The 13,591-nt window shown below is 70.8% G+C and carries 13 protein-coding genes; 10 read left to right on the top strand and 3 right to left on the bottom strand.

What is annotated here, in order from left to right; translation table 11 throughout:
* Nucleotides 1-3: 3 nt before the first annotated feature.
* Nucleotides 4-822, bottom strand: a complete 819-nt coding sequence (locus ACZ63I_RS25850; protein WP_469341393.1) for a DUF3109 family protein — start codon at nucleotides 820-822, stop codon at nucleotides 4-6.
* Nucleotides 823-863: 41 nt separating this feature from the next.
* Here ACZ63I_RS25850 and ACZ63I_RS25845 point away from each other — a divergent pair, with 41 nt between their 5' ends.
* The 4 genes from ACZ63I_RS25845 (at nucleotide 864) to ilvD (ending at nucleotide 5,434) form a co-directional block, all read left to right on the top strand.
* Nucleotides 864-1,796 carry a Ppx/GppA family phosphatase gene (locus ACZ63I_RS25845; RefSeq protein WP_469341392.1) on the top strand — a complete coding sequence of 311 codons (933 nt, stop codon included), beginning with the start codon at nucleotides 864-866 and terminating at the stop codon, nucleotides 1,794-1,796.
* A gap of 43 nt (nucleotides 1,797-1,839) precedes the next feature.
* On the top strand, nucleotides 1,840-2,835 hold the full coding sequence (locus ACZ63I_RS25840) for a sugar phosphate isomerase/epimerase family protein (RefSeq protein WP_469341391.1): 996 nt from the start codon (nucleotides 1,840-1,842) through the stop codon (nucleotides 2,833-2,835).
* On the top strand, nucleotides 2,832-3,455 hold the full coding sequence (locus ACZ63I_RS25835; protein ID WP_469341390.1) for a TetR/AcrR family transcriptional regulator: 624 nt from the start codon (nucleotides 2,832-2,834) through the stop codon (nucleotides 3,453-3,455). Before ACZ63I_RS25840 ends, ACZ63I_RS25835 begins: the two co-directional genes overlap by 4 nt.
* Nucleotides 3,456-3,583: 128 nt before the next feature.
* Nucleotides 3,584-5,434, top strand: a complete 1,851-nt coding sequence (gene ilvD, locus ACZ63I_RS25830) for a dihydroxy-acid dehydratase (protein WP_469341389.1) — start codon at nucleotides 3,584-3,586, stop codon at nucleotides 5,432-5,434.
* A gap of 35 nt (nucleotides 5,435-5,469) precedes the next feature.
* Here ilvD and ACZ63I_RS25825 read toward each other — a convergent pair whose 3' ends face one another.
* A complete protein-coding gene (locus tag ACZ63I_RS25825) occupies nucleotides 5,470-7,587 on the bottom strand; it encodes a protein kinase domain-containing protein (protein ID WP_469341388.1) in 2,118 nt (705 codons plus the stop codon).
* A 125-nt stretch (nucleotides 7,588-7,712) separates the two neighbouring features.
* Here ACZ63I_RS25825 and ACZ63I_RS25820 point away from each other — a divergent pair, with 125 nt between their 5' ends.
* From ACZ63I_RS25820 to proC, 6 genes are all read left to right on the top strand, one after another.
* Nucleotides 7,713-8,027 carry a hypothetical protein gene (locus tag ACZ63I_RS25820; RefSeq protein WP_469341387.1) on the top strand — a complete coding sequence of 105 codons (315 nt, stop codon included), beginning with the start codon at nucleotides 7,713-7,715 and terminating at the stop codon, nucleotides 8,025-8,027.
* Between the two features lie 146 nt (nucleotides 8,028-8,173).
* The gene (locus ACZ63I_RS25815) at nucleotides 8,174-8,683 is read left to right on the top strand and encodes a hypothetical protein (protein WP_469341650.1); all 510 of its coding nucleotides are present in this window, start codon (nucleotides 8,174-8,176) and stop codon (nucleotides 8,681-8,683) included.
* Between the two features lie 23 nt (nucleotides 8,684-8,706).
* Entirely contained in the window at nucleotides 8,707-9,480 is a 774-nt protein-coding gene (locus ACZ63I_RS25810) for a class I SAM-dependent methyltransferase (RefSeq protein WP_469341386.1), read from the top strand.
* Nucleotides 9,481-9,528: 48 nt separating this feature from the next.
* Nucleotides 9,529-10,296: an ABC transporter ATP-binding protein gene (locus ACZ63I_RS25805; RefSeq protein WP_469341385.1), complete on the top strand. Its 768-nt coding sequence runs from the start codon at nucleotides 9,529-9,531 to the stop codon at nucleotides 10,294-10,296.
* Nucleotides 10,293-11,030: an ABC transporter permease gene (locus ACZ63I_RS25800; RefSeq protein WP_469341384.1), complete on the top strand. Its 738-nt coding sequence runs from the start codon at nucleotides 10,293-10,295 to the stop codon at nucleotides 11,028-11,030. Before ACZ63I_RS25805 ends, ACZ63I_RS25800 begins: the two co-directional genes overlap by 4 nt.
* Before the next feature lie 126 nt (nucleotides 11,031-11,156).
* On the top strand, nucleotides 11,157-11,969 hold the full coding sequence (proC, locus tag ACZ63I_RS25795; protein ID WP_469341383.1) for a pyrroline-5-carboxylate reductase: 813 nt from the start codon (nucleotides 11,157-11,159) through the stop codon (nucleotides 11,967-11,969).
* A 28-nt stretch (nucleotides 11,970-11,997) separates the two neighbouring features.
* On the opposite strand, the gene trpS is transcribed toward proC, so the two are convergent.
* Complete coding sequence (gene trpS / locus ACZ63I_RS25790) at nucleotides 11,998-12,996, bottom strand: tryptophan--tRNA ligase (protein ID WP_469341382.1); 999 nt, start codon at nucleotides 12,994-12,996, stop codon at nucleotides 11,998-12,000.
* Nucleotides 12,997-13,591: the final 595 nt, after the last annotated feature.

The raw sequence follows: 13,591 nt of genomic DNA, 5'->3' as shown, positions 1-13,591 counted from the left end.
TGGTTACGAGCTGACCGGGTCCGCCGGGTGCGGCGCCACCAGCGGCAGCTCGCTCGCCACGCGCCGCTCGCACAGCTCCGCCAGCACGTCGTACCCCTCCTTGCCCATCAGCTCGGTCAGCTCGGGGCGGTACGTCTTGTACACCGGCTCACCCGCGCCGTGCGCCGACGTCGCCGACGTGCACCACCAGTGCAGGTCATGGCCGCCCGGACCCCAGCCGCGCCGGTCGTACTCGCCGATCGACACCCGCAGCACACGCGTGTCGTCGGGCCGGTCGATCCAGTCGTACGTGCGGCGCACCGGCAACTGCCAGCACACGTCCGGCTTCGTCTCCAGCGGCTCGCGGCCCTCGCGCAGCGCGAGGATGTGCAGCGAACAGCCCGCGCCGCCCGCGAAGCCGGGGCGGTTCTGGAAGATGCAGGAGCCCTGCCAGCGGCGCGTCTGGCGCTCACCGTCGTCGTCGGTCTGGGTCCAGCCCGTCGACGTCCCCTCGCCGTGGAACTGCCACAGCTCGGGCGTGAGCCGCGCCACATGCCCGGCGACCCGCTTCTCGTCGTCCTCGTCCGAGAAATGCGCCCCCAGCGTGCAGCAGCCGTCATCGGCGCGGCCCGCCTCGATGCCCTGGCAGCCGCTGCCGAAGATGCATGTCCACCGCGAGGTGAGCCAGGTCAGGTCGCAGCGGAAGATCTGCTCGTCGTCCGCCGGGTCCGGGAATTCCACCCAGGCACGGGCGAAGTCCAAGCCCTTCTCGTCATTCCGGCGCGGATCCTGCTTGTCCGGGGCACTGGCTTTGCCCTGCTTCGCCTTTTTCGTCTTTGGCACAAGCCCCAGCGTATGCGCGTGACGGCGATAGCGTTCCGCCCATGAGACTCGGAGTCCTCGATGTCGGTTCGAACACCGTTCATCTGCTAGCGGTGGACGCCCACCGCGGCGCGCGCCCGCTGCCCGCCCATTCACACAAGGCGGAGCTGAGGCTCGCCGAACTCCTCGACGAGGACGGTGCGATCGGGACGGAGGGGCTCGACCGGCTGGTCGCCACCATCGCCGAGGCCGCCCAGGCCGCCGAGGACCAGGGCTGCGAGGACGTGCTGGCCTTCGCGACCTCGGCCGTACGGGACGCCAGCAACGTCGAGGTCGTCCTCACCCGGGTCAGGGACGAGACCGGTGTCGACCTCCAGGTGCTCACCGGCGAGGAGGAGGCCCGGCTCACCTTCCTCGCCGCCCGCCGCTGGTTCGGCTGGTCCGCGGGCAAGCTGCTGGTGCTCGACATCGGCGGCGGCTCGCTGGAGATCGGCTACGGCCTCGACGAGGCGCCGGACACCGCAGTCTCGCTGCCGCTGGGCGCTGGCCGGCTGACGGCGGGCTGGCTGCCGGCCGATCCACCGGACCCGACGGACGTACGGGCGCTGCGCCGCCATGTGCGGGCCGAGATCGCCCGCATCGTCGGGGAGTTCGCCCGGTTCGGCCAGCCCGACCATGTCGTGGCGACGTCCAAGACCTTCCGGCAGCTCGCCAGGATCGCCGGCGCGGCCCGCTCGGCGGAGGGGCTCTACGTCCAGCGCGAATTGAGTCGTTCGTCACTGGAGGAGTGGGTGCCGAAGCTCACCGGCATGACGGCGGAGCAGCGCGCGGAGCTGCCGGGCGTCTCGTCAGGACGGGCGCCTCAGCTCCTGGCCGGAGCGCTGGTCGCCGAGGCTGCGATGGATCTGTTCCGGGTCGGCACCCTGGAGATCTGCCCCTGGGCGCTGCGCGAAGGCGTCATCCTCCGCCGTCTCGACCACCTCCCGGCCACCTGACGCGGGCTCCCGACCACCTCAGGCGGGCCCGTACGCTGTCTTCGTGGCAGATCCAGTGGTGCGCGTCCCCGATGCGAAGGTCGCCCTGTCGACGGCCTCTGTTTACCCGGAGTCCACGGCGACGGCCTTCGAGATCGCCGCACGCCTCGGTTACGACGGCGTCGAGGTCATGGTCTGGACGGACCCCGTCAGCCAGGACATCGAGGCGCTGCGCAGACTCTCCGACCACCACGGCGTGCCGATACTCGCCATCCACGCGCCGTGTCTGCTGATCACGCAGCGGGTCTGGTCGACCGACCCCTGGACGAAGCTGCTGCGCGCCCGCGCGGCGGCCGAGCGGCTCGGGGCCTCCACGGTGGTCGTGCACCCGCCGTTCCGCTGGCAGCGGCAGTACGCGCGCGACTTCGTGGACGGTATCTGGCGGATGGCCGACGAGACCGACGTGCGGTTCGCGGTCGAGAACATGTACCCGTGGCGCTACCGCGACCGCGAGATGCTGGCCTACGCGCCGGACTGGGACGTCACGAAGGACGACTACCGGCACTTCACCGTGGACCTCTCGCACACGGCGACCGCCCGCACCGACGCCATGGCGATGATCGACCGCATGGGCGACCGGCTGGGGCACGTCCATCTCGCGGACGGGAACGGCTCGGCGAAGGACGAGCACCTGGTGCCGGGGCGCGGCACGCAGCCGTGCGCCGAGCTGCTGGACCGGCTGGCGGTCGGCGGGTTCGAAGGCCATGTGGTGATCGAGGTCAACACCCGGCGGGCGATGTCGGCGGCGGAGCGGGAGGCGGACCTGGCGGAGGCGCTGGCGTTCACCCGGCTCCACCTGGCGTCACCTTCGCCCTCGCGGCTGCCTGCCACGCCCGTGAGCCCGGCGCCTGCGGCATCCCAGGCCCCGGCGCCTTCGAAGCCCCAAGCCCCGTCGCCTTCGCCGTCGAAGCCGCGGTCGTCCGAGCCCCGGTCGTCCGAGGGCCGGTCGCCGAAGGCCCGGCTGCCCAAGGGGCGGCCGTCCAGGTCCCGCCGCTCATGACCGACCCGCATCCGGCCCCCGGCAGGCGCGGCCGCGGCCGTCCCGCCCGTACCGAGCGGGACGAAGGACCCGGCGCCCGGGAGCGGATCCTGACGGCGGCGCGTACAGAGTTCGCCGAACGCGGGTACGACAAGACGTCCGTACGGGGCATCGCCAAGGCGGCCGGTGTGGACGCCGCGCTCGTCCACCACTACTTCGGTACGAAGGACGAGGTCTTCGCCGCCGCCATCGAGGTCTCCTTCGAACCGGCCCTCCAGGTGCCGTCCCTGCTGGCGGGCGACACCGACCACCTCGGGGAGCGGCTGGCCCGCTACTTCATCGGCGTCTGGGAGAACCCGGCCACCCGGGCCCCGCTGCTCGCGATCGTCCGCTCGGCCCTCACGCACGAGGCGGCGGCGAACGTCCTGCGCGCGTTCGTGCTGCGCCAGCTCCTCGGCCGGATCGCGGGCGAGCTGGACGTACCCGACCCGACGTTCCGCGCCGAGCTGGCGGCCTCGCACCTGATCGGGATCTCGCTGCTGCGCTACGTGATCAAGGCAGAGCCGCTGGCGTCGGTCGATCCGGAGGAGATCATCGCGATGGTGGCCCCCACGCTGCAGCGGTACTTGACCGAAAGCTGAACACGCGTCCCGCATTCCGGACAAGCTGTCCAGATCTTGGATTCGGGGCGTACGCTCGAAGGCAATCATTTCTGCTGGAGGATCTGCCGACGCAGCAGTCGACCGATCCCATGAAGGAGCGAGCGACGATGCCCGAGCTGAGGTCCCGCACTGTCACCCACGGCCGCAATATGGCGGGCGCGCGTGCCCTTATGCGTGCGTCGGGCGTAGCGAGCGAGGACATCGGCAAGCCGATCGTCGCCGTCGCCAACTCCTTCACCGAGTTCGTGCCGGGCCACACCCACCTCGCACCGGTCGGCCGGATCGTCTCCGAGGCGATCAAGGCGGCTGGCGCGGTGCCGCGCGAGTTCAACACGATCGCTGTCGACGACGGCATCGCGATGGGCCACGGCGGGATGCTGTACTCGCTGCCGTCCCGCGACCTGATCGCCGACTCCGTCGAGTACATGGTCGAGGCGCACTGCGCCGACGCGCTGATCTGCATCTCCAACTGCGACAAGATCACGCCGGGCATGCTGATGGCCGCGCTGCGGCTCAACATCCCCACGGTCTTCGTCTCCGGCGGCCCGATGGAGGCAGGCAAGGCCACCCTGGTCGACGGCACGGTCCGCAAGCTGGACCTGGTCAACGCCATGTCGGACGCGGTCAACGAGGCCATCTCGGACGCCGACATGCTCCGTATCGAGGAGAACGCCTGCCCCACCTGCGGCTCCTGTTCGGGCATGTTCACCGCCAACTCGATGAACTGCCTGGCCGAGGCCATCGGGCTGGCCCTGCCCGGCAACGGCTCGGTCCTCGCCACCCACACGGCACGCAAGGCGCTGTACGAGAACGCCGGCCGGACGGTCGTGGAGATCACCAAGCGCCACTACGAGCAGGACGACGCGACGGTCCTGCCGCGCGCCATCGCCACCCGCGCCGCCTTCGACAACGCCATGGCCCTGGACATCGCCATGGGCGGCTCGACCAACACGATCCTGCACCTGCTGGCGGCGGCGCAGGAAGCCGAGCTCGAGTACACCCTCGAAGAGATCAACGCCGTCTCGCGCCGCGTCCCCTGCCTGGCCAAGGTCGCGCCGAACGTCGCGCCCGGCGGCACGTACTACATGGAGGACGTGCACCGCGCAGGCGGCATCCCCGCGATCCTCGGCGAGCTGTACCGGGGCGGGCTGCTCAACGAGGACGTGCACACCGTCCACTCGACCGGCATCAAGGACTGGCTGGAGACCTGGGACGTGCGCGGCGGCTCCCCGTCGCAGGAGGCCGTCGAGCTGTGGCACGCGGCCCCCGGCTGCGTCCGCTCCGCCACCGCCTTCTCGCAGTCCGAGCGGTGGGAGACGCTGGACACGGACGCGGCGGGCGGCTGCATCCGCGACGTCGCCCACGCGTACAGCGTGGACGGCGGCCTGGCGGTCCTGCGCGGCAATCTCGCCGAGGACGGCTGCGTGGTGAAGACGGCGGGCGTGGACGAGTCCATCTGGACGTTCGAGGGCCCGGCGGTCGTCTGCGAGTCGCAGGAGGAGGCCGTCGACAAGATCCTCCGCAAGGAGATCACCGACGGCGACGTGGTCGTCATCCGCTACGAGGGCCCGCGCGGCGGCCCCGGTATGCAGGAAATGCTGTACCCCACCTCGTACTTGAAGGGCCGCGGCCTGGGCAAGACCTGCGCCCTGGTCACCGACGGCCGCTTCTCGGGCGGCACTTCGGGCCTGTCCATCGGCCACGCCTCGCCGGAGGCGGCGTCGGGCGGCACGATCGCGCTGGTCAACGACGGCGACCGGATCCGGATCGACATCCCGAACCGCTCCATCGAACTGCTGGTGAGCGACGAGGAGTTGGCCACCCGCCGCGCGGCCCTGAACGGCGTCTACGCCCCGGCCAACCGGGAGCGCAAGGTCTCGGTGGCGCTGCGCGCGTACGCGGCGATGGCGACGAGCGCGGACAAGGGAGCGGTGCGGGACATCACGCGCCTGGGCTGACGGCTTCGCCGTCGCCGCTCATCCGGTCCGCCGGGTCACCAGCGGGCCGGATCGCGGCTGTCGACGGCGAACACCGACCCGTCGGGCGCGGTGGCGACGACCTTGCCGGGCGCGACGACGGGCGGCGGCAGCGTGGGCACGAGCGTCCGCGCCGCGGCGTCCATCCGGGGCTTGGTCTGCCCGAGCAGCGCCCCGGTCACCCCGTCCACGGCGAGCAACCGCCCGTCCCCTGCGCTGACATACACCCGCTTCCCGTCGACGGCGGGCCGCGAGGCGCGCGTGACGGAGGTCTCCAGCCGCCAGCGCTGCACACCTTCGCGGGTGTCGACGGCGAGGAGCGAGCCGGTGTAGCCGACGACGTAGACGATGTCGTCGGCGACGGTGGCTTGGGCCTGCTCGACGGGGGCGGGGAGGTGGGTGCGCTTGACGGCGCGGGTCTTGGCATCCAGCCGGATGACGGCGTTCGCCGCGTCGTCGATGTCCCGGGACAGCAGGAACAAGGCGTCGTCCGAAGCGCCGGTGGCGGTCAGGGAACCCGTCAGCCGCTTCTTCCAGAGCTGGGTCCCCGTCACGGGGTCGATCGCCTTCGCGTCGGTGAAAGCTCGGTCCGGTGACTCCGTCGCGATGAACAGCCGGCCGCCGGTACCGCTCGCCCAGAGGGAACCCGGCTGCGCCAACCGCAGATTCCAGCGCTCCCTCCCGGTGGCGCTGTCCAGCGCCCGCACCTGTCGGCCGTCGCCGGTCATCAGGACGACCGAGTCTTCCGCGTAACGGACCGTGGGGTACTGGGAGATGTCCGCTTCCCAGCGCTTGGCTCCCGAAGCGGGGTCGATCGCCTCCAGACGCTGGGTGCCCGGCGCGACGACGTACAGCAGGCCGCCGGTGAGGACCGGGGCGGTGTCCCCGGCGGCGACGCCCGTGACATCGGTGTCCTTCACCGACCAGTCGACGTGGCCGTCCACCTGATCGAGGCGCGCTGCCGCGATACCAGGAGCCGTGCAGTAGAGGCTCGGGCCCTCGGCCGAGCACAGGGGGGCCCTGTTTGCCGTCGTCGAGCTGCGGAGCATCGTCTGCCAGGGACGGAACTTCTTCTCCACCGGGGAGCCGGCGTGCGTGCTGCCGGATGTCTTGGTTCCCGAAGCCATCTGTACGCCGAAGAGGCACCCGGCCGCCACTGCGACGAGGGCGACGCCCGCCGCCGCCCAGCGCACCCGCGGGCGGGCCAGCGGGCCGCGCGGGCGGGCGGCGGCGCGTGGATGCGTCGCCGCAGCCGCGCTCCCGGTACGGTCCGCGCCCCGCCGCGCCGGTACGAACGGTGTCGCGCCGCGTGCCGACGGATGGAGCATGGCCATCAATTCGTCCGGTGTCGGCCGGTCTTCCGGCTGCTTTGCCAGGCACCTCTTGATCAGCGGAAGAAGATTCTCCGGGACGCCGGTCACGTTCGGTTCGTTGTGCACGACTTGGTAGGCGACCACATACGGGCTGTCCGAATCGAAGGGACCGCGCCCGGTCGCCGCGTGGACCAGCACCGCACCCATCGCGAAGACATCGGCCGCAGGACCGACATCGCGTGGCCGCTGGAATTGCTCGGGTGCCATGAACGGCGGTGTACCGATCAATTTGCCGGTCTCGGTCCGCAGATCACTGTCCGTCGGCCGCGAGATACCGAAGTCGATCACCTTCGGGCCGTCCGCCGCCAATAGGACATTGCTCGGCTTGAGATCGCGGTGCACCACACCGGCGCGATGGATGTCGCGCAGCCCCTCGGCGAGTCCCGCGCCGAGCAGAACGAGTTCGTCAGCCTTGAGCGGACCGTTCCGCTTCACCTGTTCGGACAAGGTGGGGCCGTCGATGAAGAGGGTGGCCATCCACGGCCGCCGCGCCTCCGGATCCGCGTCGACCACGGGCGCGGTGAAGGCACCGCTCACCAGCCGAGCCGCAGCGACCTCCTGCCGGAAACGGGCCCTGAACTCGGAGTCCTGCGCATGGTCGGCATGAATGACCTTGACGGCGAGACGCATCCCCGATGCGGAGGTGGCCAGATGGACCACACCCATCCCGCCCGAACCCAGACAGGACTCCAGCTCGTACCGGCCGGCGTACTCCGGAAGTTCCGCTTCCGGGGCAGATCCAGTGTTGCGCAGTGGTGGCATTGCCCACCCCCGTGTGTTCGTGCACAAGCGCGACGCACCGACCTTAGTCGATGATGCGTGCGATCCAGCCATGGGTTGCTAGCGTGCGCGGCGCAAGGAGTACGCCATCAACGAGGGGGGACCTCATGGCTGTTGAAGAAGTCGAGAACACGGCAGAGGAAGTCGGGACGCCGGCCGCGCAAGGGCTCGCATCCACGCACTATCCGCTCGCGCCGGGCTACCGCGTAAACGTCCGCAGCGGTCCGGGCACCAACTTCGGAGTCGTGCGCATTCTGCCCGCAGGAACGCGGGTCCCGATCAACTGCCAGACACCGGGGACCACGGAAACAGGGCCCTACGGAACGTCGAACATCTGGGACAACATCGCCAACGGGCAGTTCATCTCGGACGCCTTTGTGAAGACAGGCAGTGACGGTTATTTCACCGTCCGCTGCGCCTGACCACCCCCCTCCGCCCACCGGGGATAATCGACCCCGTGAGCGAGCACACCGAGCACCCCGAGCAGCAAGACGTACCGGACGGGCATCCCGAAACCACCCGGGCCGCCGCCTCCGCAGCCGCGGGGGCGGGCGGTTCGGGCGGCCCGGTGCCCGAGGGGCTGCGGTTCTTCGGGACCACCTGGGTCCGGCGCGACCGCGGCTACGCCGCGCGGCGCTTCGGCGTCGCCGTCGGGTCGCTGGTCACCGCCTTCGCCGCCTGTCTCGTCATGCGGTTCGCCTACGACGGGATCGAGCTGGCGAAGGTCGGCTCCTTCGTCGGGCTGCTGGTCGTCGTGGTCTTCGCGGTGTGCAGCGCCGTCGCCTTCCGCAAGACCTGGGAGGGCTTCAGTCGGCGCCCCGCCGACCCCGCCCGTGAGGAATCGCTGCGCAGCTTCAAGGCCATCGGCTTCATCGGGTCGCTGATCGCGTACTTCCTCCGCTCCCTCTACGAGGCCCCCGGGGAGACCCTGCGCCGCAAGGAGTACGAGCAGGCCCTCGTCGAGTACGAGCGCCGGCGCACCACCCGCTCAGGCAACCCGGCCGCCCGGCGCGGCGGCGGCGCGGGCGGCGGCGCGGGCGGCGGCGGCGCCAAGCGCAAGCGGGCCAGGCGCCCCTGACAGCGGGCGGTCCCTTCGTCAGGATGGGCCGTATGACCGATCGCGCGCTCTCCTTCGACTCCGTCGCCGCCCAGTACGCCGCCGCCCGCCCCGGCTACCCGCCCGTCCTCTTCGACACCGTCGAGACCCTGGCCGGCCGGCCCCTCGCCGGCGCCCACGTCGTCGATGTCGGTGCCGGCACCGGTATCGCCACCCGGCTGCTGCGCGAACGCGGCGCGCACGTCACCGCCGTCGAGCCAGGACCCGGCATGGCGGCCGAGTTGCACCACGACCTCCCCGACGTACCGCTCGTACGGGGCATCGGCGACGCCCTGCCGCTCGCCGACGGCACGGCCGATCTGATCACGTACGCCCAGTCCTGGCACTGGACCGACCCCGCGCGCTCGCTCCCCGAGGCACTGCGCGTGCTGCGGCCCGGCGGGGCGCTCGTCCTGTGGTGGAACGTCGCCGACCCCGATGTGCCGTGGATCGCCGCGCAGGACGCCCGGCTCCGCAGCGTGGCGGGGGACGGCGCGCACGGCGGGCACGGCGCCCGAGCCGCCACGCCGGACCGGCCCGACGGCGCGGGCTTCACCCGCCGCCGGGTGCACTGGACCCGCACGGTGTCCCTCGACACCCACCTCACCAACCTCGGCAGCCACTCCATCTTCCGGGTGCTCGGCGCCGAGGCCACCGCCGCCTTCCTCGCGGCCGAGCGCGCCGAACTGCTCGGCCTCTTCCCCGGAGGAACGGTCGAGGAGGCGTACGCCGTGGACCTGGCGGTCCTGCGGCGCGACCCCGCGCCCGCCGCCGAGTAACCCCGCCCACTCTTGACGGCGTTCACCCTCACGCGCATTATTCATCACATGATGAATTCCTCGGAGGCTGCCATCCGCGCCCGCGGCCTCACCGTCGTACGCGGCGACCGCACCGTCCTGCGCGGCCTCGACTTCGCCGTACCCCCCGGCCAGATCACCGGACTCCTCGGCCCGTCCGGCTGCGGCAAGTCGACCCTGATGCGCTCCGTCGTCGGCACCCAGGCCAAGGCCACCGGCACCCTCGAAGTCCTCGGCCTGGCGGCCGGCGACGCCGCGCTGCGGGCGCGGATCGGCTACGTCACCCAAGCCCCCTCCGTCTACGACGACCTGACCGTCCGGCAGAACCTCGACTACTTCGCCGCCGTACTCGACCCCGGCCGGACCCGGCGCGAAGCGCGCCACGAGAGCGTCACCCGCACCATCTCCGACGTCGACCTCTCCTCCCACGCCCAGTCCCTGGCCGGCCGGCTCTCCGGCGGTCAGCGCAGCCGCGTCTCCCTCGCCGTCGCACTGCTCGGGAAGCCCGAACTGCTCGTCCTGGACGAACCCACCGTCGGCCTCGACCCCGTACTCCGCCGCGACCTCTGGGACCTGTTCCACCGCATCGCGCGGGAACGCTCCGCCACGATCCTCATCTCGTCCCACGTCATGGACGAAGCCGAACGCTGCCACCGGCTGCTCCTCATGCGCGACGGCGAGATCCTCGCCGACGACACCCCCGACGCCCTGCGCGCCCGCACCGGCTCCGACACCGTCGAAGACTCCTTCCTCCACCTGGTCGACGAGGCCAACGCCCTTCAGGAGAGCGCCCGATGACCGCCACCCGCACCCTCGCCACCGCGGCCCGCGTACTGCGCCAGCTCCGCCACGACCCCCGGTCCATCGCGCTGCTGATCCTCGTCCCGTGCGTGATGCTGTTCCTGCTCCGCTACGTCTTCGACAGCAGCCCGCGCACCTTCGACTCCATCGGCGCCTCACTGCTCGGCATCTTCCCCCTCATCACCATGTTCCTGGTGACCTCGATCGCCACCCTCCGCGAACGCACCTCCGGCACCCTCGAACGCCTCCTCGCCATGCCCCTCGGCAAAGGCGACCTCATCGGCGGCTACGCCCTGGCCTTCGGGCTGCTCGCCGTCGTCCAGTCCGCACTCGCCACCGGCCTCGCCCTGTGGGTGCTCGGCCTCGACGTGACCGGCTCACCCTGGCTGCTCCTGCTCGTCGCCCTGCTCGACGCGCTGCTCGGCACCGCGCTCGGACTCTTCGTCTCGGCCTTCGCCGCGTCCGAGTTCCAGGCGGTCCAGTTCATGCCGGCCGTGATCTTCCCCCAGCTCCTGCTCTGCGGACTGTTCACCGCACGCCCCACCATGCAGCCCGTCCTGGAGGCGATCTCCGACGTGCTCCCCATGTCGTACGCGGTCGACGGCATGAACGAGGTCCTGCGCCACACCGACATCACCGGCGACTTCGTCCGCGACCTCCTCATCGTCGCGGGCTGCGCCCTGCTCGTCCTCACCCTCGGTGCGGCCACCCTCCGCCGCCGCACCGCCTAGACCGCAGGCGAACGCCCCGCACCTCGCGTACCGCCCCTCGGACACGGCACGCCCGACGGCCCGTCCCGGTGCAAGGATGAAGTCGTTGACAGCGAGACCCAGCACCACCGGCGAGGTGACCCCCGAATGACCAAGACAGTCGCAGTCCTCGGCACAGGCAAGATCGGCGAAGCCCTGCTCAGCGGCATGATCAGGGCCGGCTGGCGGCCGGCCGACCTGCTGGTCACCACCCGCCGCACCGAGCGCGCCACGGAACTCCGCGACCGCTACGGCGTCGAGCCCGTCACCAACGCCGACGCCGCCAAGCGCGCCGACACCCTGATCCTCGCGGTCAAGCCGCAGGACATGGGCAAGCTCCTCGACGAACTCGCCCCCCACGTCGCCGCGCAGACCACGCTCGTCATCAGCGCGGCGGCCGGCATCCCCACCTCCTTCATCGAGGAACGCCTGGCCACCGGCACCCCCGTCGTCCGTGTCATGCCCAACACCCCCGTCGTCGTGGACGAGGGCATGTCCGTCATCTCGGCCGGCAGCCACGCCGTCGCCGAACACCTCAGCCACGCCGAGGAGATCTTCGGCGGGGTCGGCAAGACCCTCCGGGTCCCCGAGTCCCAGCAGGACGCGGCGACCGCGCTCTCCGGATCAGGCCCGGCCTACTTCTACTTCCTGGTCGAAGCCATGACCGACGCCGGAATCCTGCTCGGACTGCCCCGCGCCCAGGCCCACGACCTGATCGTCCAGGCCGCCATCGGCGCCGCCGTCATGCTGCGCGACAGCGGCGAGCACCCGGTCAAGCTCCGCGAGGCCGTCACCTCACCGGCAGGCACCACCATCAGCGCCATCCGCGAGCTGGAGAACCACGGCGTACGGGCCGCCCTGATCGCCGCCCTGGAAGCGGCCCGCGACCGCAGCCGCGAACTCGCCTCCGGCAACGGCTGACCGGGGCGCCCGCCACCGTCCTGACGGCTTACGTCGCCGGCAGCAGACCGATGGCCCGACAGGCCGCGTCGACCACCGGCCGGGCCATCCCCCTGGCCCGCTCAGCTCCCTCCCTCAGCACTCCGTCCACATGGTCCGGATCGGCGGCCAGCGCCGCATGCCGCTCCCGCAGCGGTCGCAGCAGCTCGACCACGGCGTCGGCGGTGTCCTTCTTGAGTGCGCCGTACGACTCATATACACCGGCCAGCTCGTCCGGGTTCCGCCCTTCGCAAGCGGCCAGGATCTCCAGCAGATTCGCCAGCCCCGGCCTGGCCTCGCGGTCGTACGCGACCTCGCGCCCGCTGTCGGTGACGGCCCGCATGATCTTCTTGCGCACCACGTCGGCCTCGTCCAGCAGATACACGATCCCGCTGGTGGACTCGTGCGACTTGCCCATCTTCGACGTCGGATCCTGGAGGTCCATCACCCGCGCCGCCACGGCCGGCGGAGTGGCCCGGGGCACCGTGAACGTCGGCCCGTACCGCTGGTTGAACCGCTCGGCCAGATCCCGGGTCAGCTCGACGTGCTGGGTCTGATCGGCGCCCACCGGCACCTCGTCGGCGCTGTAGGCGAGGATGTCCGCCGCCATCAGCGCCGGGTACGACAGCAGGGAGAACCGGACGCTCTGACCGGTGGTCCGGGCCCGCTCGCTCTTCTCCTTGTACTGGATCATGCGCCGCAGCTCGCCGTCCGTGGCCACGCACTCCAGCAGATACGACAGCCGCGTGTGCTCAGCCACATGACTCTGTACGAACACGGTGCACAAGGCCGGATCCAGACCGGCGGCCAGCATCAGCGTGGCGGCCTGGCGACTGAGTCTGCGCACCCGCGCCGGATCGTGCTCGATGGTCAGCGCGTGCAGATCCACCACACAGAACAGCGCGTCGGCCCGGTGCTGGTCGACGTCCGCCCACTGCCGCAGAGCGCCGAGGTAGTTGCCGAGGGTCAGATGCCCGGTCGGCTTGAGCCCGCTGAAGATCCGTGTCATCCCGCTTCAACCTCCTGGTCGGAGCCGCCGCCTGCGGCGTCGCCCGGACTCTTGGGAGGAGAACGCGAACGGCCGCCGAAGCGGCGGCCGTTGAGTGCATACGTGAGGAGCGGCCGCCGTCAGGCGGGCCACCACTGAGAGGCGCACGTACGCGTTGTCATGAGCTGAAGACTACCGCGCTACCCCCAAGTTGACACGCCAAACGTGCCTCCGTAATGTTCTCCGAGCTGTCCGACGTGAGCACCGGCTCAGGCCGGCCCCGGGCAGTCATTCCGCAGGGCCACAAGAAGCAGAGCGACCAGCTCGGTCGCCTCGTTTCGCGCGGCCCATTGCGAAATGAAGAATCCGCGTTCGAATGAGCGCAACCCCGATTAGCGTCGGGGCCGGTGATTCGCTAAAGTCTCACTCGTCGGAACGGCCGAAGGGCCGGGAAGACAAATCCCGCTGACTGGGAATCAGGTTCTGAAAGAGTCTGATAGAGTCGGGAACACGAAGTACGAAGTACCGGAGGGAAGCGCCCGGAGAGTCCTGAGAGGGATTTGAAGGAAGCGTCCGTTCCTTGAGAACTCAACAGTGTGCCAAAAGTCAACGCCAG

This window comes from Streptomyces sp. NPDC087906 (assembly GCF_055584925.1).
Note: the sequence above shows the minus strand (reverse complement) of the source record. Positions and strands in the feature narration are given on the sequence as shown.